Source organism: Streptomyces xanthii, from assembly GCF_014621695.1.
Lineage (GTDB): Bacteria > Actinomycetota > Actinomycetes > Streptomycetales > Streptomycetaceae > Streptomyces > Streptomyces xanthii.
The window spans coordinates 3,402,055-3,426,853 of sequence record NZ_CP061281.1; the positions used below are offsets into that span (position 1 = coordinate 3,402,055).

The 24,799-nt window shown below is 72.7% G+C and carries 24 protein-coding genes; 15 read left to right on the plus strand and 9 right to left on the minus strand.

Annotated features, from left to right (window positions below; all coding sequences use genetic code 11):
* Window positions 1–12 precede the first annotated feature (12 nt).
* Complete coding sequence (locus tag IAG42_RS15350) at window positions 13–513, minus strand: SCO4402 family protein (protein WP_188337558.1); 501 nt, start codon at window positions 511–513, stop codon at window positions 13–15.
* A 117-nt stretch (window positions 514–630) separates the two neighbouring features.
* Between IAG42_RS15350 and IAG42_RS15355 the strand changes: the two genes are divergently transcribed.
* Complete coding sequence (locus IAG42_RS15355) at window positions 631–1,905, plus strand: ABC transporter substrate-binding protein (RefSeq protein ID WP_188337559.1); 1,275 nt, start codon at window positions 631–633, stop codon at window positions 1,903–1,905.
* A 40-nt stretch (window positions 1,906–1,945) separates the two neighbouring features.
* Here IAG42_RS15355 and IAG42_RS15360 read toward each other — a convergent pair whose 3' ends face one another.
* Window positions 1,946–3,634, minus strand: a complete 1,689-nt coding sequence (locus IAG42_RS15360) for a hypothetical protein (RefSeq protein WP_394811217.1) — start codon at window positions 3,632–3,634, stop codon at window positions 1,946–1,948.
* 143 nt (window positions 3,635–3,777) lie between these two features.
* Window positions 3,778–5,166, minus strand: coding sequence for a tetratricopeptide repeat protein (locus tag IAG42_RS15365; protein WP_188337560.1), 1,389 nt, complete (start codon window positions 5,164–5,166; stop codon window positions 3,778–3,780).
* Window positions 5,167–5,486: 320 nt separating this feature from the next.
* Between IAG42_RS15365 and IAG42_RS15370 the strand changes: the two genes are divergently transcribed.
* The 4 genes from IAG42_RS15370 to IAG42_RS15385 all read left to right on the plus strand — a co-directional run bounded on the left by IAG42_RS15370 (window position 5,487) and on the right by IAG42_RS15385 (window position 10,408).
* Window positions 5,487–6,173, plus strand: coding sequence for a bifunctional DNA primase/polymerase (locus IAG42_RS15370; RefSeq protein ID WP_188337561.1), 687 nt, complete (start codon window positions 5,487–5,489; stop codon window positions 6,171–6,173).
* A gap of 131 nt (window positions 6,174–6,304) precedes the next feature.
* A complete protein-coding gene (locus IAG42_RS15375; protein ID WP_188337562.1) occupies window positions 6,305–7,096 on the plus strand; it encodes an ABC transporter ATP-binding protein in 792 nt (263 codons plus the stop codon).
* Window positions 7,093–8,661 (plus strand): transporter, encoded by a 1,569-nt coding sequence (locus IAG42_RS15380; protein ID WP_223206016.1) that lies wholly within the window; start codon window positions 7,093–7,095, stop codon window positions 8,659–8,661. Before IAG42_RS15375 ends, IAG42_RS15380 begins: the two co-directional genes overlap by 4 nt.
* Before the next feature lie 370 nt (window positions 8,662–9,031).
* Window positions 9,032–10,408: a PAS domain-containing protein gene (locus tag IAG42_RS15385; RefSeq protein ID WP_223206017.1), complete on the plus strand. Its 1,377-nt coding sequence runs from the start codon at window positions 9,032–9,034 to the stop codon at window positions 10,406–10,408.
* Between the two features lie 16 nt (window positions 10,409–10,424).
* Here IAG42_RS15385 and IAG42_RS15390 read toward each other — a convergent pair whose 3' ends face one another.
* Complete coding sequence (locus IAG42_RS15390) at window positions 10,425–11,189, minus strand: SIS domain-containing protein (RefSeq protein WP_188337564.1); 765 nt, start codon at window positions 11,187–11,189, stop codon at window positions 10,425–10,427.
* A gap of 301 nt (window positions 11,190–11,490) precedes the next feature.
* On the opposite strand from IAG42_RS15390, the gene IAG42_RS15395 reads away from it, so the two are divergent.
* Both IAG42_RS15395 and IAG42_RS15400 read left to right on the plus strand, forming a co-directional pair.
* Window positions 11,491–12,183 carry a metal-dependent transcriptional regulator gene (locus IAG42_RS15395; protein ID WP_188337565.1) on the plus strand — a complete coding sequence of 231 codons (693 nt, stop codon included), beginning with the start codon at window positions 11,491–11,493 and terminating at the stop codon, window positions 12,181–12,183.
* A gap of 498 nt (window positions 12,184–12,681) precedes the next feature.
* Window positions 12,682–13,545 (plus strand): alpha/beta fold hydrolase, encoded by an 864-nt coding sequence (locus IAG42_RS15400; protein ID WP_188337566.1) that lies wholly within the window; start codon window positions 12,682–12,684, stop codon window positions 13,543–13,545.
* A 224-nt stretch (window positions 13,546–13,769) separates the two neighbouring features.
* Here IAG42_RS15400 and pdxH read toward each other — a convergent pair whose 3' ends face one another.
* Window positions 13,770–14,405, minus strand: coding sequence for a pyridoxamine 5'-phosphate oxidase (gene pdxH, locus IAG42_RS15405; RefSeq protein WP_188341404.1), 636 nt, complete (start codon window positions 14,403–14,405; stop codon window positions 13,770–13,772).
* A 284-nt stretch (window positions 14,406–14,689) separates the two neighbouring features.
* On the opposite strand from pdxH, the gene IAG42_RS15410 reads away from it, so the two are divergent.
* Window positions 14,690–15,802 carry a citrate synthase 2 gene (locus tag IAG42_RS15410; RefSeq protein WP_188337567.1) on the plus strand — a complete coding sequence of 371 codons (1,113 nt, stop codon included), beginning with the start codon at window positions 14,690–14,692 and terminating at the stop codon, window positions 15,800–15,802.
* Between the two features lie 197 nt (window positions 15,803–15,999).
* Here the strand turns inward: IAG42_RS15410 and IAG42_RS15415 are convergent, their stop codons facing one another.
* Window positions 16,000–16,731: a helix-turn-helix domain-containing protein gene (locus IAG42_RS15415; protein WP_188341405.1), complete on the minus strand. Its 732-nt coding sequence runs from the start codon at window positions 16,729–16,731 to the stop codon at window positions 16,000–16,002.
* A 254-nt stretch (window positions 16,732–16,985) separates the two neighbouring features.
* On the opposite strand from IAG42_RS15415, the gene IAG42_RS15420 reads away from it, so the two are divergent.
* From IAG42_RS15420 to IAG42_RS15435, 4 genes are all read left to right on the plus strand, one after another.
* Window positions 16,986–17,654 carry a DUF4097 family beta strand repeat-containing protein gene (locus IAG42_RS15420; protein ID WP_188337568.1) on the plus strand — a complete coding sequence of 223 codons (669 nt, stop codon included), beginning with the start codon at window positions 16,986–16,988 and terminating at the stop codon, window positions 17,652–17,654.
* Between the two features lie 30 nt (window positions 17,655–17,684).
* Window positions 17,685–18,668 carry an ATP-binding cassette domain-containing protein gene (locus IAG42_RS15425; RefSeq protein WP_188337569.1) on the plus strand — a complete coding sequence of 328 codons (984 nt, stop codon included), beginning with the start codon at window positions 17,685–17,687 and terminating at the stop codon, window positions 18,666–18,668.
* 1 nt (window position 18,669) lies between these two features.
* Window positions 18,670–19,449, plus strand: a complete 780-nt coding sequence (locus tag IAG42_RS15430; protein ID WP_188337570.1) for an ABC transporter permease — start codon at window positions 18,670–18,672, stop codon at window positions 19,447–19,449.
* 77 nt (window positions 19,450–19,526) lie between these two features.
* On the plus strand, window positions 19,527–19,814 hold the full coding sequence (locus IAG42_RS15435) for a hypothetical protein (protein WP_188337571.1): 288 nt from the start codon (window positions 19,527–19,529) through the stop codon (window positions 19,812–19,814).
* A gap of 87 nt (window positions 19,815–19,901) precedes the next feature.
* On the opposite strand, the gene IAG42_RS15440 is transcribed toward IAG42_RS15435, so the two are convergent.
* On the minus strand, window positions 19,902–20,312 hold the full coding sequence (locus tag IAG42_RS15440) for a rodlin (RefSeq protein WP_188337572.1): 411 nt from the start codon (window positions 20,310–20,312) through the stop codon (window positions 19,902–19,904).
* Between the two features lie 153 nt (window positions 20,313–20,465).
* A complete protein-coding gene (locus IAG42_RS15445; protein ID WP_188337573.1) occupies window positions 20,466–21,536 on the minus strand; it encodes an LCP family protein in 1,071 nt (356 codons plus the stop codon).
* A 188-nt stretch (window positions 21,537–21,724) separates the two neighbouring features.
* On the opposite strand from IAG42_RS15445, the gene IAG42_RS15450 reads away from it, so the two are divergent.
* Complete coding sequence (locus IAG42_RS15450) at window positions 21,725–21,925, plus strand: hypothetical protein (protein WP_188337574.1); 201 nt, start codon at window positions 21,725–21,727, stop codon at window positions 21,923–21,925.
* A gap of 67 nt (window positions 21,926–21,992) precedes the next feature.
* Here IAG42_RS15450 and IAG42_RS15455 read toward each other — a convergent pair whose 3' ends face one another.
* Window positions 21,993–22,403 carry a rodlin gene (locus IAG42_RS15455; protein WP_188337575.1) on the minus strand — a complete coding sequence of 137 codons (411 nt, stop codon included), beginning with the start codon at window positions 22,401–22,403 and terminating at the stop codon, window positions 21,993–21,995.
* A 170-nt stretch (window positions 22,404–22,573) separates the two neighbouring features.
* Between IAG42_RS15455 and IAG42_RS15460 the strand changes: the two genes are divergently transcribed.
* Both IAG42_RS15460 and IAG42_RS15465 read left to right on the plus strand, forming a co-directional pair.
* Window positions 22,574–22,984, plus strand: a complete 411-nt coding sequence (locus IAG42_RS15460; protein WP_188337576.1) for a rodlin — start codon at window positions 22,574–22,576, stop codon at window positions 22,982–22,984.
* 411 nt (window positions 22,985–23,395) lie between these two features.
* The gene (locus tag IAG42_RS15465) at window positions 23,396–24,664 is read left to right on the plus strand and encodes a glycoside hydrolase family 26 protein (RefSeq protein ID WP_188337577.1); all 1,269 of its coding nucleotides are present in this window, start codon (window positions 23,396–23,398) and stop codon (window positions 24,662–24,664) included.
* Window positions 24,665–24,799: the final 135 nt, after the last annotated feature.

Genomic DNA, 24,799 nt, shown 5'->3' on the forward strand with positions numbered 1-24,799 from the left:
CGTGGCCCCTGCCTAGGCCACCCGCGTCATGATCCGCAGGACCTCGAGCGTGCGCGGAGGCGCGTCGGGCTCGTCCCCGTCGCTCACGGCGAGCCGGACGTGCGCCTCGCGGGACGCGGCCACCGCCTCGCCCCACTCCGGGTGATCGAGGTACGCGGAGACGGGGGCGTCCGGCCCGACCTGGTGCATGATCCGCAGGACCCGCAGCACGGCCGCGTCGACGAGCGCGGCCTCCTGCGCGTCACGGAAGATCGTCCCGACGTACTTCTCGGCGGACCAGTTGTCGAGCCAGGTGTCCTCGACCAGGCGGTACACGGCATCGGTGACGTCCCCGTACCCGTCCACACCGGCGAGCCAGACCTCCCGCTGGAAGACCGGGTCCGAGAGCATGTGCAGCGCGGAGCGCACATTGCTGCGCCAGCGCCACCACGGCATGTCGTTGAGTGGCATGCCGCCCATTTTCGTGGAGCGACGGCCGCGGCGGGAAGAGTTCTCCGAGCTTTGCACGGTCATCGATCGTACGTCCCGGGCCGGAGCGGCCCGATCGGCCCCCGTAATTCACCTCCGCGTCACCGGCCGTTGACCGCAGGTCACCGGCCGGTTCGGGATGCGGCGGAATCGTGCAGGCACATGACCGGCCGGCGACACACCTCCATCAAGCGCACCTTCACCGCTCTGTCCGCAGTCGTCACGGGCGGCGCCCTGGTCGCCGGTTGCGGCCTGATCCCTGGAGCCACGGGGGGCTCCGGGGATCGGACCGTGACGGTGATGACCTGGGCGCCCGAGAAGACCGACGCGACGAACATGCCCGGAATGCCCGCGATGGCCCGCGCCTACGCCCGCTGGACCAACGCGCACGGCGGCCTCGGCGGCCGCAGGCTCCGGGTCCTGACCTGCAACGACCACGACGACAGCGTGGGCGCCGCCAAGTGCGCCCGCAAGGCCGCCGACGCGGGCGCCGTCGCCGTCGTCGGCTCGTACAGCCAGCACGGGCGGGCGTTCCTGTCCCCGCTGGAGTCCGCGGGGATCCCGTACATCGGCGGGTACGGGACGACCGACGCCGAGTTCACCAGCCCGCTGTCCTACCCCGTCAACGGCGGCCAGGCCGCCCTGCTCGCGGGGAACGGGCGGCAGCTCGCCGAGCGCTGCGCGCGCACCGTCCTGGTGCGCCCCGACACCATCGCGGGCGACGAACTGGTGCCGCTCCTGAACGCCGGGCTCGCCGAGCGCGACCGGGGCGCGGTCGCCGACCTGCGCGCGCCCGAGGACGCCACCGACTACGGCGGCAAGGCCCGCGAGGCGCTGACCACGGCGAGCTCCGCCGGCCTCGGCCGCGAGGGCTGCGTCGCGGCGGTCCTCGGCGAGCGCACGAACACGTTCTTCGACTCGTTCCGCCGGCTGCGCGCGAGCTATCCGGCGGTGCGCACGGCGACGGTCCTCGGCAGCATCGACCAGTCCACGATCAACCGCACCGGCGGCGCGCGCAGCCCCTACGAGGGCGCGTACGTGACCGGCTGGTACCCGGCGTCGGACGACGCGCGCTGGGACGGGATGAAGCGCGTGATCAAGGAGCAGGCCTTCGACGACAACCGGATCGACCCGGCGGACGCGGGCGTGCAGACCACCTGGATCGCGTACGAGGTGCTGCGGCAGGCCGTCGGATCGCTCGGGGACGGCGAGGTGACGGCGCGCGCGGTCAGCTCGGCGCTCGACGAGGGGCTCCAGGTGGACACCGGCGGACTGACCCCGCCGCTGCGCTGGGGCTACGACCACATGTCCGACGCGGGTGACTTCCCGCGCCTGGTCAACGCGCGGGTCACGTTCCAGCGGGTGGAGAAGGGCCGCCTGGTGGCGACCCGGAAGTCGGCGGTGGACCTGACGCAGACCCTCGCGAAGGCCTCCTGACCCACCGCCCGGCGCGGCACCGCGGCCCGCCGCCCTTCCGTCAGAGCTGGACGGCGGTGCGGCGGGTCAGCTGGTACTGGTCCGCGATCTCGTTCCAGATCTTCGCGGCCTGGTTCTTCTGCGTGGAGGCCGTCCCGCTGGCCCGGTCGCCGGCGCGGCGCTGCGGCGTCGGCCGGGCGTGGCCCTTCTGGCAGCCCTTCTTGCCCGCGACCTGGTCGCCCCAGGCCGCGTAGTGGCTGTCCGCCGAGGCGGACGCCTTCCAGGCGCTGGTCAGGGCGGCCTTCAGCTCCGCGTTCTTCGGCAGTTTGTCGATGGCCAGACCGTTCAGGCGGGTCACCAGGCCGTTGCGCTGGGTGGCCGCGTCGCGCAGGTCCTTGGAGGACTGCGGCAGGGCCTTGCACGCGCCGATGTTGGCGACGGCGCGCACCACGGAGTCGCGGCTGTTGTTGGAGTCGGCGAGCAGCTTGTCCAGCGCGACGGCCTGCTCCTTGGCCGGGTCGACGCTCGGCGAGGGCTCCGTCGAGGCCGACGAGGCGTCGGAGACGGTCTTGGTCTGGTCCGTCTTGTCGTCGTCCGTGCCCCCGCCGCCGAGGAGGGCGCCCGCGCCGATGCCGACGACGAGCAGGCCGACGCCGACCGCGGCGACCATCGGCAGCTTGGACCCGGTCCGGGCCTTGCGGCGGGACGGCTCGGGCTCGTACGCGTCCTGGTACTGCGGGACGCCGGGCTGCTGCGGCGGGCCCTGCTGGGCGTGCGGGTCGAAGCGCGGCATCTGCTGCGTCGACGCGGCCGGGCCCTCCGGCTCCGTACGGAAGAGGGCGTCGAACTCGGCGGGCGGCTGACGGTCGCCGGGGGCGCCGGGGCGGATGCCGTAGGCCGGCTCCTGGGGACCGCCGGGGACGGGCGGTATGTACTGGGTGGCCTCGCTGTCGGAGGGGCCGCCGGGCACCGCGTCGGGCAGGGCGCCCGGCATCGGCTGCCGGTTCACGGCACGGCCAAGGAACTGGGTGGCGTCGGCGGCGGGCTGCTCGGGCGGCAGCGGGGCGGCGGGCGGCTGCTGCGCGGCGACGGGCGCGATGTACTGCGTGGCGTCACCGTCGTAGGCGGCGCCTGCCGGGGCGGCGGGCGGCAGCGGCCCCGCGCCGGGCATCTGCTGCGGCGGCAGCTGCGGGGCCTGCGACTGCTGCGGCAGCGGCTGGGGCTGCTGGTGTGCCTGAGGCTGCTGCGGGATCTGCTGGGCCTGCTGGTGAGCCTGCGGCTGCTGCGGCATCTGGGGCGGCTGTGCCCCGTACGCCTGCTGCGGCTGCTGCGACTGCTGCGCTCCGTACGCCTGCTGTGGCATGTGAGGCGACTGCGGCTGCTGCGGCACGTGCGGCGGCTGCTGAGCCTGGGCCTGCGGGGCCTGAGCCTGCGGGGCCTGGGCCTGCTGTGCGGGCGGCATCCCGCCGCCACCGTGCTGCTGAGCCTCGGGCCTGCCCCACTCGTAGGACGGCATCGGCCCCGCGTCCTGCGCCTGCTGCGACTGCGGCCCCCACGGCTGGCCCCAGGGCGCGGCACCGGCGGGACCCGCGGGCGCGGCCGGAGGCGTCGGGTCGCCGTACGTGCCCGGCATCAGGGGCTCGGAGCCGTCGGCGGGCAGCACGACACCCTCGTGCGCCTGTCGGGCCTGCGGAAGGTGCGGGCCCGCGCCCTGTCCGCCCTGGCCGTTCTGGCCGCTGTGCTGCGTCACCGGGACTCCTACGTATGGGGGAAGTCGGAATCGTCGGCTCACGCTACCGGGTCCTCGCACGCCCGTGCTACGCACCTCAAATCCCGAGAACCTCCCCCGTGACGGGAGTAACAAAACAGGCCCCGGTGACGCTGTTGTGGGAATCAGGCCGCCTGCAACTCCACGCGCGCCCCGAACTCCCGTACCACCGGCTCCTCCCGGTACGGATCGAGCCGCGCCCTGAGGTCCTCCAGGTACTCCGCGCCGCGGTTGGAGCGCAGGGTGCCGAGGAGCTCGACGGCCCGAAGTCCCGTGTGGCAGGCCTGTTCCACCTCGCGCTGCTGCGCCTGAGCCGTCGCCAGGAGCACGAGCCCGATCGCCCTGCGCCGGGCCTTGGACGCGGGATGCCCGTCCAACGCCTCGCGCGCACACCGCTCCGCGTCCCGCCCCTGCCCCAAGTCCCGGTGGCAGTGCGCCAGTTCGTCGGCGAGATAGGCGGGCCCGAAGTGGCCGATCCACGCCGGGTCGTCACCGGATCCGCGCTGCCCCTCGGCCAGTTCCATCGCGGCGAGCGCCCGCGCGATGGATCCGTGCGCGGAACGCTCGTCCCCGAGCAGGGCGTGACCGCGCGCTTCGGCGGCGTGGAACATCGCCTCCGCGCGCGGTGTGACCCGCCCGCGCGCCCCCTCCTGAGCCGCGCGGGCGAGCTGGGAGATCTCCCGCGGATTGCCGAGCTGCGCGGCCAGATGACTCATCGACGCGGCGAGCACGTACCCGCCGTAGCCGCGGTCGCCGGCCGCCTGCGCGAGCCGCAGGGACTGGATGTAGTACCGCTGGGCGAGCCCCGGCTGCCCGGTGTCGACGGCCATGTACCCGGCGAGCTCCGTCAACCGGGCTACGGCCGCGAACAGTTCGCGCCCCACCGCCTCCCGGTACGAGCCCGCGAGCAGCCCGCTCACCACACTGTTCAGGTAGTGCACCACCACCGGGCGCACATGCCCGCTCCCGTACTGGTGGTCCAGATCGGTCAGCGCCTGCGTCATCGCGCGCACGGCCGCCACGTCCGACACCCCGACCCGCGGCCCGGCCGACCGCGCGACCTGCGAGTCCGGTACGGAGATCAGCCAGTCCCTGCTGGGTTCGACGAGCGCGGACGAGGCGACGGCCGAGCCCGACAGGAAGTCCCGCCGCCCCACGTCGCTGCGCCACAGCTCACACACCTGCTCGATGGCGCCGAGCACCGTCGGCGAGAACTGCAGACCGATGCCGGAGGCCAGGTTCTTGCCGTTGGCCATCCCGATCTCGTCGATGGTGACCGTGCGGCCGAGCTTGCGCCCCAGGGCCTCGGCGATGATGCCGGGCGCCCGGCCGCGCGGCTGCTGCCCGCGCAGCCACCGGGCCACCGATGTCTTGTCGTAGCGCAGGTCGAGTCCGTGCTCGGACCCGCACATGTTGACCCGGCGGGCCAGGCCGGCGTTCGAGCAGCCCGCCTCCTGGATGAGCGCCTGCAGCCGTTCGTTGGGCTGTCGCGCGACGAGAGGCCGTGCGGCCATGACGTAACCCCCTGCTGTGCCCGTCCGGATGGCCTGCCGTGCGGATCACGGCCGGTCGTGGAATGACTGCCCTGCACGAAACGGGAAGATGCACCACATCTGCGCATGAACGTTGGTGAATGGCGCATAACAGGGACGGACCGGCTCCGGCCCGACGTGCGGAGGTGCGCCCCGTCCCCGGATGACTACCCCTCCCCCGCTGCCGTCCCGCCCGCGCGCCCCCGACCGTGCACCCATGCGCCCCACGTGCGGGAACGATGCTCCGGAGCCACCCGTACGTGCCCCCGTAACCCCAGCTGACGGCGGGAGTTGAGAACGTCGTGGAAGAGACCATCGCAGGCACCTCGGACGTCACCTCACCCGTCACCCCCACCGGGCAGATCCCGCCCCAGCGCGGTGAATCCCTCCTGGACACGGCCGTGCGCTACGCGGAAGAGCGGCACTGGGACGTGTTCCCCGGCACCTGGCTGGAGTTCGAGCAGGGCGTGCAGCGCTGCTCGTGCGACGACGCCGCGTGCCCCACGCCCGGCGCGCACGCCGCGCGGCCCGACTGGGCGACCCAGGCGACCGGGAGTGCGACCGGCGCGCGCCGCCTGTGGTCCAAACACCCCAAGGCGTCGATCCTTCTTCCCACCGGCCGCACCTTCGACGCCATCGACGTACCCGAGACCGCCGGCTTCCTGGCGCTCGCCCGCATGGAGCGCATGGAGCTCACGCTCGGCCCCGTGACCTGCACGCCCGACCGCCGCATGCAGTTCTTCGTCCTGCCCGGCGCCACCGCCAAGGTCCCCGACCTCGTACGCAAGCTGGGCTGGCCCCCGGCCTCCCTCGACCTCGTCACGCTCGGCGAGGGCCAGTACGTGGCCGCACCCCCGACCCGCTTCGGCAGCCAGGGCGCCGTGCAGTGGGCCTGCCGGCCGACCGCCGCGAACCGGTGGCTGCCCGACGCCGAGGAGCTCGTCTCCCCGCTCGCCTACGCGTGCGGGCGCGAGGGGCGCCGCCCGTAAGGACGGGCCCGTGCCGCCTCCCTGTGCCCCGCCCTTGGCCGACGTATCGTGCCCAGACGTCAAGGCCGTCCCGAACTCGGACGCAGCCGCAGACGCTGTCGCACGACGACGCCGATGAAGGGCGGGCACAGTTGACCGACGCAGCCGTGGACGCGGCCGTACGCGTCCACGACCTCTGGAAGTCCTTCGGCCGGCAGACCGCCGTCGCCGGGATCGAACTCACGCTGCCCGCAGGCCGGTTCATCGGCCTCGTCGGCCCCAACGGGGCGGGCAAGACCACCACCCTCTCCATGGTCACCGGCCTGCTCCGGCCCGACCGGGGCACCGTGCACGTCGCCGGGCACGACGTCTGGGCCGACCCCGCCGAGGTCAAGGCCCGCATCGGGGTCCTGCCCGAGGGACTACGCCTCTTCGAGCGCCTCTCCGGGCGCGAACTCCTCGCGTACACCGGGCGGCTGCGGGGGCTGCCCGGCGCCGAGGTCGACCGGCGGGCCGCCGCACTCCTCGACGTCCTCGACCTCGCCGGAGCCCAGCACAAACTCGTCGTCGACTACTCGACCGGCATGCGCAAGAAGATCGGCCTCGCCGCCGCACTCCTCCACAACCCCGAAGTCCTCTTCCTCGACGAGCCCTTCGAAGGCGTCGACCCCGTCTCCGCCCAGACGATCCGCGGCGTCCTCGAACGCTTCACCCGCTCCGGGGCGACCGTCGTCTTCTCGTCGCACGTCATGGAACTGGTCGAGTCGCTGTGCGACTGGGTGGCCGTGATGGCGGCGGGACGCATCCGGGCACAGGGGCCCCTGGCGGACGTGAAGGGCGACGCGGCGTCCTTGCAGGAGGCCTTCCTGGAGCTGGTCGGAGCGTCCGGGAGCCCGTCCGGGAGCTCCCTGGACTGGCTGGGCGGGGGCGGAGCCGTCCGGTGACCGGGGTCCTCGTCCGCCTCAAATGGGCCCTGCTGCGCAACGGGCTGCGCCAGTCGGCGGGCCGGCGCGTCGCCTACGCGGCGTCCGCACTCGTCTCGGTGCTGTTCGGAGCGCTCGTCGTCCTCGGCCTCGTCCTGCTCCACGGGAACCGGCACGCGACCACCGTCGGCGTCGTCCTGCTCGCGCTGCTCGCCCTGGGCTGGGCCGTGTTCCCGCTGTTCTTCCCCAGCGGCGACGAGACCCTCGACCCGACCCGGCTCGTGATGCTGCCCCTGCGCCCGGACCCGCTCGTCCGCGGCCTGCTCGTCGCCTCCCTCGTCGGGATCGGCCCCGTCTTCACCCTGTGCCTGACCGCCGGAGCGGCCTACGCGGTCGGACACGGGGCGGCGTCCACCGCGGTCGCCCTGCTCGCCGTACCGCTCGCCGTCCTCGTCTGCGTCGCCCTGGCCCGCGCCGTCGCCGCCGCCAACACCCGCCTGCTGACCAGCCGCAAGGGCCGCGACCTCGCCGTGCTCAGCGGCCTCGTCATCGCGCTCGGCGCGCAGCTCGTCAACTTCGGCGCCCAGCGCCTCGGCCGCGCCGGCGGGCTCGGCGCGCTCGACCCGGCGGCGGACGTGCTGCGCTGGGTGCCCCCGGCGTCGGCGATCGGCGCCGTCGAGGCGGCGGGCCGCGGCGCGTACGGCCCGGCGGCCGCGCAGCTCGCCCTGACCGCCGCCGCACTGGCCGCGCTGCTCCTCGTCTGGCGGCGCGCGCTGACCCGCCTGATGACCGCGCCCGACGGCTCGACGCTCCAGGCCGCGGAACCCGCCCGCCGCGCGACCCCCCGCCGCCGCCTCTTCCCGGACGGCCGCACCGGCACCGTCATGGAACGCAGCCTGCGCTACGTGTGGCGCGACCCGAAGACCAAGGCCGCCTGGATCACGTCCCTGGCCATCGGCCTGATCGTCCCCGTCTTCAACGCCCTCCAGGGCACCGGCTCCGCCTACTTCGCGTGCTTCGCCTCGGGCATGCTCGGCATCCAGATGTACAACCAGTTCGGCCAGGACACCTCCGCGTTCTGGATGGTCGCCGCGACCATCGCCTCCCCGCGCGACGCCTACGCGGAACTGCGCGCCCGCGCCCTCGCCCTGCTCCTGATCACGCTGCCCTACGCGACCCTGGTCACCGTCCTCACCAGCGCCCTGCTCGACGCCTGGCAGGAGCTGCCCGAGGTCCTCGGCCTCTCCTTCGCGCTGCTCGGCGCGATGCTGGCCACCGGGGCGTGGACCTCGGCCCGCTTCCCCTACTCGATCCCGCAGGAGGGCTACAAGAACGTCGCCCCGGGTCAGGCGGGCCTCGCCTGGATCTCGATCTTCGGCGGCATGGTCGCGGCGGCCGTGCTGTGCGCCCCGGTCCTCGCGCTGACGATCGCCCTGCACGCGACGGACCACACCGACTGGTCCTGGCTGCTGCTCCCGGCGGGCGCGGCCTACGGCACCGCCGCGACCCTCCTGGGCCTGCGCCTGGCGGCCCCCCGCACGGCGGACCGCCTCCCGGAGATCCTGACGGCGGTCAGCAAGGGCTGAGAACGCAGACGACCCGCGAGCCTGGTTCCTCCCGTACGAGACGGTCGGAAGCCGGCCGGACGTACCGGCGGCTCGCGGGTCGGGTGACTGCTTGGGAATGGGGCCGGCTGCGCGCGTGCACACGCGCGGGTCCGGCGCCGAATTCGAGATGCGACGTCGGGCCGCTAGCCCGCAGTCACCTCACGCGTCCGGAATGCATACATCTGCCGAACCACCTCCCTTCTTGTGTACGGCCCACCCTAAGGACGCCTCTGGGCCCCTTCAACCCCTTTTTTCGTTCCGGCCCCCGGCCCGATGCCGGACGGGAAGTTGACGGAACATGGTGTGGGGTGCGTCACGTTCAAGTTGAATGAGGTGGAGGGGGTGCCAGGTGAGTGCATCACGGCGTAGCGGGGCCACCGACGCGCTCGGGCCCGAGGACGAGCCCGAGCGGGACGGGGGCGATCTTCTGGCCGCGTTGTTGGACGGGATGGACGCGGCGTTGTGCGCGTTCGACGCGGACGGTGTCGTCACGCACTGGAACCGGGAGGCCGAGCGGATTCTGGGCTGGTCGGCGGCGGAGGCCGTGGGGCGGGCCGGGTTCGCGGGCTGGGCGGTGCGCAGTGCCGACGCGGCGGAGGTGCAGGAGCGGCTGCTGTCCGCGATGCACGCGCCGGGGCGGCAGGTGCACGAGTTCGCGCTGGTGACCAAGAGCGGCGGGCGGGTGCTCGTACGGACGCAGTCGGCGGCGGTGCGCGGGCCGGGCGGGGAGCCCGCCGGGGTGTACTGCGCGTTCAGCGAGGTGCACGCGCAGATCGATCTGGAGCGGTCGATCGCGCTGAGCGAGGCGCTGTTCGAGGACGCCACGGCGTGGGGTGTGGTCCTGGTCGACGCGGATCTGCGGCCCGCGCTGGTGAACGCGCACGCGGCGAAGGCGCTCGGTTCGGGGCGCAGCGCGGTGCTGGGGCGGCCGCTGGGCGATCTGGTGTCGCAGGGTGTGGAGGAGCTGGAGAGCGCGCTGGCGCACGTCCTGGCGGAGGGGGCGCCGCCGGCGCCGGCCGAGGTGTGGGTGACGGTGCGCTCGGAGCGGGGTGAGCCGGAGCGGCGCTGCTGGCGCAGTGGTTTCGTACGACTGTCGTCGCCGCTGGCGGAGGAGCCGGTGCCGCTGGGGGTGGCGTGGCTGTTCGAGGACGTGACGGAGGCGCGGCGGGCGGAGCAGGACGCGGCGGCGCTGCGGTTCCGGACGCAGCAGTTGCACCGGGCGGCGCGGGCGGCGGCGGAGTGCGAGGACCCGGCGGAGGCGGCGACGACGCATCTGGACTTCGCGCTGGCCGGGTTCGCCGATCACGCGCTGATCGATCTGGTGGTGAGCGCGGAGGGTGAGGAGCCGGTGCGGCTGGTGCGGGCCGCGGCGACGCCTGCGGGGGCGCCGGGCCCGAGTCTGCTGGTGACGCGTGGGGCGCTGCCCGTGCGGTACGGGGCGGGGCATCCGGCGTTGCAGTGCGCGGAGCGGGCCGGTTCGGTGCGGGCCGGGGCGCCGGAGGGGGACGGTGGCGCGGAGTGGGCGGCGGCGCGGCAGTGGCCGCAGGACAGCCGGTTCGCGCTGTGCGCGGTGCTGCGCAGCCGGGGGCGGACGCTGGGTGTGGTGACGTTCCTGCGCGGGGCGGGGCGGTCCCGGTTCGAGCGGGGTGACGCGGTGTACGCGGAGGGTGTGGCGGTGCGGATCGCGGCGGCGGTGGATCTGGCGGCGGCGACCCGGCCGTCGTAGGGCTCTCCGCCGCGGGTCAGTGCTGGTAGAAAATGCGGTCCTTGTACTGCTCGAAGACCTTGGCGTTCCAGTCGTGGCCGCCGTCCACGTTGCCGGAGCGGAGCAGCGGGGGCTGGATGCCGCGGTCGGCGAGGGATTCGGCGCAGGTGGCCAGCATCGACTGCATGAGGGCGCTGGTGGTGACGGTGGAGGCGGAGGCGAAGGGGGCGTCCACGCCGTCGTGGGTGAGTTCGGCGTCGCCGACGGCGATCTTGGAGTCGAGGACGATGTCGCAGTGGTCGCGCAGGTACGTGCCGGAGACGTGCCGGGACCTGGGGGCGTCGGGTCCGGTGGCGTAGGCGAGGGACGTGACGCCGATGACCTTGAGGCCGAGGGCGCGGGCGTTCATGGCCATCTCGACGGGCAGGGCGTTGCGCCCGGAGAGGGAGATGATCACGAGGGCGTCGCCGGCCCGGGCGGGGCTGGAGTCGAGGACGGCGGCGGCGAGTCCGTCGACCCGTTCGAGGGCGGAGCCGAGGGTGGCGGGCATGACGTCGACGCCGACGGCTCCGGGGACGGCGAGCAGGTTCATCAGGGCGAGGCTGCCGGCGCGGTAGACGACGTCCTGGGCGGCGAGCGAGGAGTGTCCGGCGCCGAACGCGAAGAGGCGGCCGCCGGCGACGACGGTGTCGGCGAGGAGGGTGCCGGCGGCGGCGACGGAGTCCGCTTCCTCGTCGCGGATGCGGCGCAGCAGGCCGATCGCGGTGTCGAGGTACTGCGCGGCCAGCTTGCTCTCGCTCATCGGCGTAACCCCTCGGTGGTGACGCGGCGTGTCCGCGCCCGTCGCGGATCGCGTCTGTCGCGGATCACCGTGCGGTCTGGACCAGTGCCGTGTCAATACGGCACCTGTGGTGTCGGCGGGGCGGAACAAAGGCGCGGCTGTGGCTGTTTCGTACGGGCCCGTGGCGGTTCGGGGCGCTGTTTCCCCGGCGCGGCACGGTTGTCGGCGGTATGCGTCAGAATTGACGGCAGGGCCAGCGCACGCGCTGCGCGGCACGCCAGCGGAGCGGCTGCGGAGCTAGAGAGCTACACGAGGGGCACGTATGTCCGGACTGATCGACACGACGGAGATGTACCTCCGCACCATCCTCGAGCTGGAGGAGGAAGGTGTGGTCCCCATGCGCGCCCGGATCGCCGAGCGTCTGGACCAGAGCGGGCCGACGGTGAGCCAGACCGTGGCGCGCATGGAGCGGGACGGCCTGGTGGCCGTGGCCGCGGACCGGCACCTGGAGCTGACGGACGAGGGCCGGCGGCTGGCGACACGCGTGATGCGCAAGCACCGGCTCGCGGAGTGTCTCCTGGTCGATGTGATCGGCCTCGAGTGGGAGCAGGTCCACGCGGAGGCCTGCCGCTGGGAGCACGTGATGAGCGAGGCCGTGGAGCGCCGCGTCCTCGAGCTGCTGCGGCACCCGACGGAGTCGCCGTACGGGAACCCGATCCCGGGTCTGGAGGAGCTGGGCGAGAAGGACGGGGCGGACCCGTTCCTGGACGAGGGCATGGTGTCTCTGGCGGACCTGGAGACGGGTGCGGACGGCAAGACGGTGGTCGTGCGGCGCATCGGTGAGCCGATCCAGACGGACGCGCAGCTGATGTACACGCTGCGGCGTGCGGGTGTGCAGCCCGGTTCGGTGGTCAGCGTGACGCAGTCGCCGGGCGGGGTGCTCGTGGGCAGCAGTGGCGAGGCGGCGGAGCTGGAGGCGGACATCGCCTCGCACGTGTTCGTGGCGAAGCGCTGAGCCTGGCTTTCCGGGGCGCCCGGGCGGCGGTACCGCTTGTTCGCCGCGGGCGCGGGGCGCGCGCGGCGCACTGAAAGCAGGATTCAGTGTGCGGAATCGCAGCGCTCGGGCGTTTTGCGTGCCACGCTGTCGCGTGAGCGTAGGGCCTGAGTCTGGGGACCGGAGGGGGCCAGCATGGACCGGCCGTTCGGCGTGCGTGGGGTCCGCGGTGTGGGGAGCGGGGTGTCGGCAGAGGGCCCCGGCGCCTCGCGGCGCCGGGGCCTGTCCTCCCCTGTTCCGACCCGGAGCCCCGAGCTCCCAGGGTCGTCCCCCTCGGACCGTTTTCCCCGAGCGGTCCGCCTCCCGCTGAAGAGATCCCCTCGGCGACGCAGGTCATTCCTTGAGCGTTGTCACTCAAAAGAGGGGTGTGACGGGAACGCCGCCCGTTCTCGAATGCGAGTTCGATAACGTACGCGGATCAGCGACTGCAGGCGTGACCACGAGGGGGTGCCGGGGCCTATGGCGCGACGCATCGACGTGACCGGAGCGGGCGGGGTCCGGCTGGCCGCCTGGGAGTTCGCCGACCCGCCCAAGACGGGCGAGGCCGGCCAGGCTCCCGGAGTGCTGTTACTGCACGGCCTGATGGGCCGGGCGTCCCATTGGGCAGGCACCGCGCGCTGGCTCTCCGAACGGCGCCGCGCCGTCGCGCTCGACCAGCGCGGGCACGGCCAGAGCGACAAACCCGAGCAGGGCCCCTTCGACCGTGAGGCCTACGTGCTCGACGCGGAGGCGGCGCTCGAAGGACTCGGGCTCGGCCCGGCGGTGCTCGTCGGGCACTCCATGGGGGCGCTGACGGCCTGGCAGCTCGCCGCGCGCTGGCCCGATCTGGTCAGCGGCCTCGTCATCTGCGACATGCGGGCCTCGGCGCTCGGCGCGGCGTCCCAGCGGGAGTGGGAGGACTGGTTCCGGGCGTGGCCGCTGCCGTTCGCGACGCTCGGTGACGTACGGAAGTGGTTCGGCGAGGACGACCCCTGGGTGGAGCGGCCCAATCCGGCGCGCGGGGAGTTCTACGCGGAGGTCATGACGCAGGCCGAGGACGGGTGGCGGCCGGTGTTCTCGCGGCGCCAGATGCTCGCGGCCCGGTCGACGTGGGTACGGGACGCGCACTGGGAGGAACTGGCGGGGGTGCGGTGCCCCGCGCTCGTCGTGCGGGGGCTGGACGGGGAGCTGGGGCGGGCCGAGGCGCAGGAGATGGTGCGGGTCCTTCCCAGGGGGGTGTACGCGGAGGTGCCCGACGCGGGGCATCTCGTCCACTACGACCAGCCTCTGGCGTGGCGGGAGGTCGTGGAGCCGTTCCTCGACGGGGTCCTGGCCGGACGCTGACCCGCCGTTCTGCGTCAGCGCCGTGGGCGGGTGCGGGTGGGTGGGGGCTGGTCGCGCAGTTCCCCGCGCCCCTGGAAGGCATGCGGCTTCGCCGCGCCTTCCCCAGATGAAAGGCACCCCGCACCTTGATCGGAGAAATGCGACCCGAAGGGTCCGCATTTCAGGGGCGCGGGGAACTGCGCGACCAGCCCCCACCCACCCGCACCCGGCGACGGACCCGCCCCTCAGGGACTGAGCCGCTCCACGTGCCAGCCCCCCGGCACCCGGACATAGCGGAGCCGGTCGTGGAGGCGGTTCTCGCGGCCCTGCCAGAACTCGATCTCCTCCGGGGCGACCCGGAACCCGCCCCAGTGCGGCGGCACGGGAACGTCCGACCCCACCGGATAGCGCCGCACCAACTCCCCGTACGCCGCGTCCAGTTCGGCCCGCGACCCGATCACGGAGGACTGCGCACTGGCCCACGCCCCGAGCTGCGACCCGTGCGGCCGGGAGTGGAAGTACGCCGCCGTCTCCTCGGCGGAGGTCCGCACCGCGGTGCCGGCGACATGGATCTGACGGCCCATCGGGTGCCAGGGGAAGAGGATCGCGACCTGCGGGTTGACGTCCAGGTCCTGGGCCTTGCGGGAGCCGTAGTTGGTGTAGAAGACGAAGCCCTCGTGGTCGTAGGACTTGAGGAGCACCGTGCGGGAGGCCGGACGGCCGCTCGCGTCGGCGGTGGAGACCACCATGGCGTTGGGCTCGGCGAGCGGAGAGCCGGGCTCGGCCGCCTGCCGGAACCAGCGGGCGAACTGGTCCATGGGGTGCGGGGCGAGATCGGGCTCGAGCAGACCGCCGTCGTGCGTGCGGTACTGCTCCCGCATGAAGGCGGGGTCCGGGTCGAGGTCGTCGTGGGCGCTCACGGCGTCATCCTGCCGTACCCGTGCCCGTACCCCGAAGGTGAGTCATGGCACTGAGTGCCACCAACTCTCGCCAAGCGTGGCACCGGGAGTTATGGTCCAGAGACCCGAGGGTTGGGTGACCGCCTGCCGAACGGGGCATCACGGGTGTGACCGACCCGGACCGCGAGCCGCACGTCCCCTGGCCGTGGATCCGATCGCGCACCCCAGCCCCCGTCCACGCATCACGCATCTAGAGGAGCCGCCTGATGTCCGACTTCGACCCCAGCTTCGTACCTGGTCTCGAAGGAGTCGTCGCGTTCGAGACCGAGATCGCCGAACCGGACAAGGAGGGCGGCGCCCTGCGGTACCGGGGCGTCGACATCGAGGATCTGGTCGGCCACGTGTCGTTCGGGAACGTGTGGGGGCTGCTGGTCGACGGCGCCTTCAACCCCGGACTGCCGCCGGCCGAGCCCTTCCCGATCCCCGTCCACTCGGGTGACATCCGTGTCGACGTGCAGTCCGCGCTGTCGATGCTGGCGCCCGTGTGGGGCCTGAAACCGCTGCTCGACATCGACGAGCAGCGGGCCCGCGACGACCTGGCCCGCGCCGCCGTCATGGCCCTGTCGTACGTCGCCCAGTCGGCCCGCGGCCAGGCGCAGCCGATGGTGCCGCAGAGCGAGATCGACAAGGCCGAGTCGATCGTCGAGCGGTTCATGATCCGCTGGCGCGGCGAGCCCGACCCCAAGCACGTCGCGGCGGTCGACGCGTACTGGACCTCGGCCGCCGAGCACGGCATGAACGCCTCGACGTTCACCGCCCGCGTCATCGCCTCCACCGGCGCCGACGTGGCCGCCGCCCTGTCCGGCGCGGTCGGCGCCATGTCCGGGCCGCTGCACGGCGGCGCCCCCTCCCGCGTCCTCGGCATGATCGAGGAGATCGAGCGGACCGGCGACGCCGAGGCGTACGTACGCCGGGCGCTCGACCAGGGCGAGCGCCTGATGGGCTTCGGCCACCGCGTCTACCGGGCCGAGGACCCCCGCGCCCGCGTGCTGCGGCGCACCGCCCGTGAGCTGGGCGCCCCGCGCTTCGAGGTGGCCGAGGCGCTGGAGAAGGCCGCGCTGGCCGAGCTGCACGCGCGCCGCCCGGACCGGGTGCTCGCGACGAACGTGGAGTTCTGGGCGGCGATCGTGCTCGACTTCGCCGAGGTGCCCGCGCACATGTTCACGTCGATGTTCACGTGCGCCCGCACGGCCGGCTGGAGCGCGCACATCCTGGAGCAGAAGCGCACGGGCCGCCTGGTCCGCCCCTCGGCCCGCTACATCGGCCCGGGCACCCGCCCGCCGCAGGACATCGAGGGCTACGCGGACATCGCCCGCTAGCGCCCACCGGCGGCCCGGTCCGCGAAATGCCCCGCCTGTCGCTCCCCGGACCGGGCGCGCCCCGGGGCTAGCCTGACTCTGCGCGGCAGGGATCACCCGGGCGAGTGCGACCGCCCGGCGTGGGATCGCCCCTTGCCGCGCGGCCACGTGAACCGACGGCCCGCCCCCGGACTTCCGGGGGCGGGCCGTCGGCGTTCCTACGCCTGCCCGTCCTCCGCCTCACGGCGGGCGGTGAGTATGTCGCGGGCCTGGTCGGAGGCGCGGACCAGGCTCTCGGACACGTAGTCGAGGAACCGCGCGATGTTCTCCAGGCGGACCCCGGCCTGGCTGTCTGGGCCGAGGATCCCCGTGCCCTGGCGGGCCGTCGTGGCGATCTCGGCGGTGGACCGGGCGCTGGCCATCATGGACTGGTACCAGACGTCGTCGTCGATGGAGTAGCGGTCGCGCCGCCGCTCGTCGCGGTCCCGCCGCACCAGGTCCTGGCCCACCAGGAACGTGACGGCCTTGGAGACGGACGCCGGGCTGACCTGGAGCCGCTGGACGAGTTCGGCCGCGGTGAGGCTGCCGGACTCGCTGATGACCAGGCAGGCCATGACCCGGGCCATCATGCGGGGTGTGCCGGACGCCATGAAGACCGTCGTCAAAGTCTCCTCGTAGGCGCGTACGGCCTCGGCCCGCTGCCCGTCGCCGGCGGGCCCGGCCTGGCTCGCGGCGGCGCCGGCCGCCTTGCGGCGGTGGGCGCGGTGCTCGGTGGCGCGGTGGGCGAGGTCCGCGCGGTAGCCGGTGGGGCCGCCGTTGCGCATGACCTCGCGGGTGATCGTGGAGGTCGGGCGCTCCAGGCGCCGGGCGATCTCCGCGTAGGCGAGGCCGTCGCCCAGCCCCTGTGCGATCTGCTGACGCTCCTGCTGAGTGAGCCTGCCGCCCGGCATCGCGGCCTCCTTCGTGGTCGTCGGTGCTGCCCGCGCGCTGTCCGCGGACGCCACCTTAGCGTTCACCGTCATTCCATTGCAACGCAATACCGTGCGACGCGTTGCGTTCCCCGCAGAACCATTGCAATGAAATCCTGCTATCCACCTGGAGTTACTGGGTTTTGACGCAACAACGTTGTTGCCAGCATCGTGAATGCAACGTAGCGTTTTCGATGTCAGAAACACACGGGACACCCACCGCAGGAGTGAGTCACATGCAGAAGTTCGACACCCCGAACCCCGTCCACACCACCCTCGCCGTCCCCGCCGGCCGCCTGCAGCTCATCGCCGCGGACCGCGCCGACACCGTCGTCGAGGTCCGCCCCGCCGACCCGTCCAAGGGCCGCGACGTGAAGGCCGCAGAGGAGATCGAGGTCGGCTACGCGGACGGCGCCCTGCGCATCGCCGCCCGCGACCCGAAGAACCGCCTCTTCGGCCCGTCCGGCGCCGTCGAGATCACCGTCCAGCTCCCCGCCGGCTCGCCGGTCGTCATCGACGCCGCCGACGCGGACGTCCGGGGTGTCGGCCGGCTCGGCGACCTCGCGATCGAGGCCGCCCGCGCCACGGTCAAGGTCGACGAGAGCAGCGCCGCCCGGGTCACCGTCGCCGCCGGCGACATCACCCTCGGCCGCCTCACCGGCCCCGCCCACGTCCGTACGCAGAAGGGCGACATCACCGTCACCGAGGCCGCCCGCGGCGACCTCGACCTGAAAACCGAGATGGGCGACATCACCGTCGACACCGCCCAGGGCAGCAACGCCACGCTCGACGCCGGCACCTCCTACGGCCGCGTCGCCAACTCCCTCGTCCACGACGGCGGCACCCCCGACGTCACCATCCGCGCCACCACCTCGCACGGCGACATCACCGCCCGCGCCCTCTGAGACCCTCACCCACCCAAGGAGCGAACCGCCATGACCGACCTGGCCATCTCGGCGACCGGACTGCGCAAGGCCTACGGAGACAAGACCGTGCTCGACGGCGTCGACCTGGCCGTCCCGCGGGGATCGGTCTTCGCCCTGCTCGGCCCCAACGGCGCCGGCAAGACCACCACCGTCAAGATCCTCTCCACCCTCGTCTCCGCGGACCCGGGCAGCGGCCCGGTCCGCGTCGGCGGCCACGACCTGGCCACCGCCCCGCAGGCGGTGCGCGCCGCGATCGGCGTGACCGGCCAGTTCTCCGCCGTCGACGGACTCATCACCGGCGAGGAGAACATGCTCCTCATGGCCGACCTGCAGCACCTCTCCAAGAGCGAGGGCCGCCGCGTCACCGCCGAACTCCTCGAACGCTTCGACCTCGTGGACGCCGCGAAGAAGCCCGCGTCCACCTACTCCGGCGGCATGAAGCGCCGCCTCGACATCGCCATGACGCTCGTCGGCGACCCGCGCATCATCTTCCTCGACGAGCCCACCACCGGACTCGACCCGCGCTCCCGCCACACCATGTGGGGCATCATCCGCGAGCTCGTGAACGGCGGCGTCACCGTCCTGCTCACCACCCAGTACCTGGAAGAGGCCGACGAACTCGCCGACCGCATCGCGGTGCTGCACGACGGCACGATCGCCGCCGAGGGCACCGCCGACGAGCTCAAGCGGCTCGTCCCCGGCGGCCACGTCCGGCTCCGCTTCACCGACCCGGCCGCCTACCGCAGCGCGGCCGACGCCCTCGCCGGCGCCGCGGCCGACGACGAGGCCCTCGCCCTGCAGGTCCCCAGCGACGGCAGCCAGCGCGCCCTGCGCTCCGTCCTCGACCGGCTCGACGCGGCCGGTGTCGAGGCCGACGAGCTGACCGTGCACACCCCCGACCTCGACGACGTCTTCTTCGCCCTCACCGGCGGCGGCGCCGGCGTCCCCGCCCAGCCCAAGCCCCAGACCAAGACCCTGACCCAGGAGGCCTGACATGAGCTCGTTCGCCCTCGCCGTACGTGACTCCTCGACGATGCTGCGCCGCAACCTCCTGCACGCCAGGCGCTACCCGTCGCTCACCCTGAACCTGCTGCTCACGCCGATCATGCTGCTCCTGCTGTTCGTCTACATCTTCGGCGACACCATGAGCGGCGGAGCCGGCCGCGACGCCTACATCGCGTACATCGTCCCCGGCATCCTGCTGATGACGATCGGCTCGACCACGATCGGTACCGCGGTCTCCGTCTCCAACGACATGACCGAGGGCATCATCGCCCGCTTCCGCACCATGGCCATCCACCGCGGCTCGGTCCTCATCGGGCACGTCATCGGCAGCGTCCTGCAGTCGGTGGCCAGTGTCGTCCTCGTCGGCGCCGTGGGCGTGGCCATCGGCTTCCGGTCCACGGACGCCACGCTCCTGGAGTGGCTCGCCGCCTTCGGCCTGCTCGTCCTGTTCTCGCTCGCGCTCACCTGGATCGCGGTCGGCATGGGTCTGATCAGCCCCAACGCGGAGGCCGCGAGCAACAACGCGATGCCGCTGATCCTGCTCCCGCTGCTGTCCAGCGCGTTCGTCCCGCTCGACTCGATGCCCGGCTGGTTCCAGCCGATCGCCGAGTACCAGCCGTTCACCCCGGCGATCGAGACGCTGCGCGGACTGCTGCAGGGCACGGAGATCGGGCACAACGGCTGGCTCGCCGTCGGCTGGTGCCTCGGCCTCGCGGTCCTCGGCTACTTCTGGTCCGCCGCCAAGTTCCAGGGCGAGCCCCAGCAGTGACCGGCCGGGCGTGCGCCTGCCGGGTGGGCGGCCGGCGCGGACCGTGTCCGGCGCGGCGGGCGGAGCGTTAGAGATGCATGATCACACCTCGACGCGCTCTCACCGCCGCCCTGCTCGCCGTCGGAGCCGGCGCCCTCGCCGCCCCGGCGGCGCAGGCCGCCCCGCTCACCGGCGTGGAGCCCATCTCCCCCATCGCCACCCTGGACCAGGTCTCCACCCTGGGCGTCCCGGCCGAGCACAAGGCCGAACTGCCCACCGCACGCGAGCAGCTGAGCGGCCTGAGCCACCTGAACGACCTGAACCAGCTCCACCAGGCCACCGACCTCGTGGCCCCCGTCACCAACCTGCTCCCCGCGGTCGGATAACTCCACAGGAAAGCCCGCGGGAACAGCACGACAGAGGGGCAGCCGCACCACAGCGGCTGCCCCTCAGGTGTGTCCGTACGCGGGACGTCAGTGGTTCGCGACGCCGTTGCCCGACAGGACCGGGATGTCGTCGACGATGTGCGACAGGGCCTCGTCGCCCTTGGCCTGCGTCGAGTTCTCCGTGCACTGCTGGTTCTGCGGCGAGGACAGGACGTTGATGTCCTGGACGGCGACCGGGACCAGGAGGCCGACGACCGAACCGACGTTGGCCTTCGCCGGGAGACCGATGCAGGGCTTGTTCAGGGACCCCTGGACCAGGCCGAGCTGCGGGCTCATGTCGCCCTCGGTCTCCGCGTTGCCGAAGGACTGCTCGGCGCCGTTGCCGGACAGCGACGTCGTGCCCGTGTCGTCACCGATGGCCATGGCCTGCGGGGCGGCCACCGCTGCCAGGCCGGCGACGGACGCCGCGATCGTGGCGGATGCCCACAGCTTCTTCATGTGCTTTCCCTTCAGAACGGTGAACCCTGATTGCGGGGTCCGGGCTGAACAACTCTGCAACGCCACGGGAGTTGCGCCCGGGAACCCGTTCGGCCTATCACCGTTCGAACACAGCGGTCCCCTGTCGCAGACCAGTGCCAGGTCAGCGCGGGCTCAGTCGCAGTCCAGGGTGTCGCCGTGCACGACCGTCTGGACCTTCATATCCGGCGGGTCCAGCGGCTGCGTCTGCGAATCGGCGGGCGTCAGCGGCCGGTCCTCGCGCATCGCCCGGAACTGCTCGCCGGCCCGCTCCTCGTCCCACCGCAGCGTGGATCCGGCGCCCTCGATCACCGGGTTGAACCCGGCGATGGGCACGGTCCCGAACTCCGTACGGGACAGCGGGACGCGGCGCAGGTCGCGGGCCAGGGACAGCAGCTGGTCCGGGCCGAAGCCCTGGTCGACGCGGGCGTCCGAGCCGAGCACCGTGGAGACGAGGTCCATCGCGCGGCCCGGGTCCGCGAGGGCGTCGCGCAGACCGGCGCCGCGCAGCGTGTTGACGAGGAAGCGGTGCTGGCGCTGGATGCGGCCCAGGTCGGCGGCGTTGTCGACGTGGCGCGAGCGCACGTACTGGAGCGCGGGCCCGCCGGCGAGGCGGTGGCGTCCGGGGGCGAGGTCGAGCTTGGTGGCGGAGTCGGTCAACTGCCGGGACGTGCAGACCTCCACGCCGCCGACCGCGTCGACGCTGTCCATGAAGCGCCGGAAATCGATCTGCAGGAAATGATCGATACGCACGCCGGTCATCGATTCGATGGTCCGCACGGCGAGCGCGGGACCGCCCTCGTGATAGGCCGCGTTGAGTTTCGCGGGATGGGTGCGCGCGGAGTCGGCGTCGGGAATGTCCGCGTAGGAGTCGCGGGGCAGGCTGACGACACTGATCCGGTCGTGGTCCCGGGAGACGTGGACGAGCATCATCACGTCGCTGCAGTCACAGGCCACGCCGCCCGCGTGGAACTGCTCCTTCTCGGCGCGGGAGATGGTGTCCCGGCCGTCGGTGCCCATGAGCAGGATCGTGGTGCCGGGGCCCGCCGCGGGCCGGTCCTTCAGCGTGCCGAACACGTCGACACGGGTGGGCAGGGCCGCCGCCACGGGGCCGGCCGCGGCCCCGGAGAAGGTCACCAGGCCCAGGGCGAGCGCCCCGAGCAGGAGGCCGCCGCGCCGGCCGCGCCGTCTTTCGTTCCGCTTCATTGCCGCTCCACCGGAGAAAAGGGGATGGAATGAGGGACGAGGGTAGGCGTATTCGTATTTCCGTCCGGGAATGTCACGCCGCGCGGACGAAAGGCAACCCTTTTGCCTCAGGCGGCGATTGAGAAAGGGCGCCGGGGAGGTAAGGGGACGGGGACGGTAAAGACCACCGGAGAGCGAGAGGCGATGGAATGGGAGAGTCGCACGAACGCTGGAGACACCGGGCGCTGATTCCGCCCAGCCGTCCGCCGTCGGACGCGGCCGAGAGCGAGCCGGTCTTCGCCCGGCTCATGGCGGAGTGGCGCGAGCGCGGCAGGACGCTGCCGAGCTGTTACGACGAGGAGTGGCGCCGGATCGCCGGCCGGGACTGCTGGCCGGACTCCTCGCCCTGAGGCGTCCGGGGCGGGAAACGGCGTCGGGCCGCCGGAAGACCGGCGGCCCGACCTGATCGGGGTGTGATCAGTGGTTGCCCGCACCGTTGCCGGACAGGACCGGGATGTCGTCCAGGATGTGCGAGAGAGCCTCGTCGCCCTTGGCCTGCGTCGAGTTCTCCGTGCACTGCTGGTTCTGCGGGGAGGACAGGACGTTGACGTCCTGGACCGAGATCGGCACGACGCCGAGGATCGAGCCGGCGTTGACCTTGGCGGGCAGGCCGATGCAGGGCTTGTTCAGCGAACCCTGGATGAGCGCCATCTGCGGGCTCATGTTGCCGTAGGTGGCCGAGTTGCCGTAGGCCTGCGAGGCGCCGTTGCCGGACAGCGACGTGGTGCCGCCGTCGTTGCCGATGGCCAGGGCCGACGGGGCGGCCGCGGCCGACATACCGATGACCGACGCGGTGAGGGCCGCAGCGGCGGCCGCCTTCTTCATCATGGTGAGGGGTTCCCCTTCATTCGCTTTTGCTGGGAGGCACTCGGGTCAACTCCGCAGCACGCGATCGGTTGCGCACATTCGGGCATTCGGGTGAATCGGGAGAACCTCTCGGCACCTCGGGCAGTTGTCCCGGTCGCAGCAACCGGTGCCTGTTGAAAAGGAACAGACAAATGCTCAAGAAGGTTATGGCCACCGCCGCCGTCGCGGTCTCCGTCGTCGGCGTCTCGGCCGCGGGCGCTACCCAGGCCCTCGCCATCGGCGACGACACGGGCACGACGTCGCTGTCCGGCAACGGCGCCTCGCAGTCCTTCGGCAACTCGGTGACCGAGGGCGACATGAGCCCGCAGCTCGGCCTGGTCCAGGGTTCGCTGAACAAGCCCTGTGTCGGCCTGCCGGTCAAGGGCAACGTCGGCTCGATCCTCGGCGTCGTCCCGATCGCGGTCCAGGACGTCAACGTCCTGTCGAACCCGCAGAACCAGCAGTGCACGGAGAACTCGACGCAGGCCAAGGGCGACGAGCCGCTGTCGCACATCCTCAGCGACATCCCGGTTCTCTCCGGCAACGGTGCGCACAACGGCTGATCCGTTCGACGCCCGGAAGGCCCGGGCCGCCCGTCTTCACGACGGGCGGCCCGGGCCTTCGTCGTGCGGAGCGGGGTGTGGGGAACGCCCCGGGGCGGCCGCAGCCGCCCGCCCAACGGCCGGCGGGCCGTCGGCTGGAGGCGGGCGGCTGCGGCCGGTCCCATGGAGCCGGTCCCAGTGGACCACCGGCACCACCGCGCGGCGCAGCCGGTTCACTCGTTCGCGCGAGCCGTCACCCCAAGGAGGTCGACGGCGTACGGATGCGCGGTGTACGGCTCCGACCTGCCAGGACGGACCCGTACGGCGTACTCCCGCCCCGTCCGGCCGTATCGCGCGGATCCCGGATGGCGCCCCGGGGGCACTCATGACTAAGTGTCAGGAATGCAGTGAGTGCACCACTGAGGAGCAGCCATGGCCCGACCACGCCGAGGGGCATACCGCGGAAGACTGCCGCTGATCGCGGCGGGGGCACTGGCCTCCCTGGTGTTCGCGGCCGGTGCGGTGGCCGCGCCGGGTGCGACCGGAGCGCCCCGGGACGAGCCGTCGCCGTCCGCCACGGCGACCCCGTCCGACTCACCCGCCCCGACCGACGCGCCGTCCGAGTCGCCGTCCGAGTCGCCCTCCGCCCCGGCCGGGAAGTACCCCGCGTTCGGCGCGTACCTGGACTACGGGCCGGACGGGGTGACCCGCATGGAGCAGCTGTCGCAGTGGCTCGGCGGGGCCGAGCTGCGGGTCGGGCACACGTATCTGCCCGGTGACCGGTGGAGCAACATCGAGGGCACGCCCACCTTCCTCGACGACTGGGCGAAGTGGCGGCAGCGGAGCGACGACCGGATCTTCGTGCTCAACGTGCCGATGCTGGAGCGCAACGAGGACCGGGTGCCGGACGCTCAGGTGCGGTCGCTGCTGCGGCGGGGCGCGGCGGGCGACTTCGACGCGCACTTCAAGGCGCTCGCCGAGCGGCTGGTCGAGCTGAAGATCCCGGACACCGTGCTCGTGCTCGGCTGGGAGATGAACGGCATCACGTACACCCACCGCTGCGGGCCCGACCCCGAGGCGTGGAAGGCGTACTGGAAGCGGATCGTCGGCGTGATGCGCTCGGTGCCGGGGCAGAAGTTCCGCTTCGACTTCACGCCGAGCCGGGGCCGGGACGCGGTGCCGTGGACTCAGTGCTACCCAGGGGACGACACCGTCGACATCATCGGGATGGACTCCTACGACCAGCCGCGCGGCATGGCCTTCGACGAGCAGGTCTCCGAGCCGTACGGGCTGCAGGCGCAGGTCGACTTCGCGAAGGAGCACGGCAAGCCCGTCTCGTACCCGGAGTGGGGGCTTTTCCGCAACGGGGACAACGCGGAGTACATGCGGCGGATGCTGGCCTGGATGGACGAGCACAAGCCGCTGTACAACACGCTGACCGACTACTGCCCGCACGGGGTGTGGCAGTGCTCGGACAATCCGCGGGCCTCCGAGGTGTACCGGGCCACGCTGAACGGCCGCGACACGGTGGGCAACCCCACCGCGCCGACGACGCCGCAGCCCCCGGTCACGCCGACGCTGCCGGCGACGCGGCCGCCGAACTGCACGCCGCTGGACCTCGGCGACTGGGTCGAGTACTGGATCGGCGGGACGCTGTGTCTGCGGCTCGACTGGTGGGAGCGGCTCCCGGACCGGAGCTAGGGCCTTTCTTTCGGATCAGGCTGGATCAGAGAGCGGGGCGTGGTGCGTGCAGCTGCAAGGCGGAGGAGGGCGACAACGCGATGGGGGTCCCCCCTGCTCGAGCGAAGCCGAGAGCTTGGGGGAGTTGGCAACCGA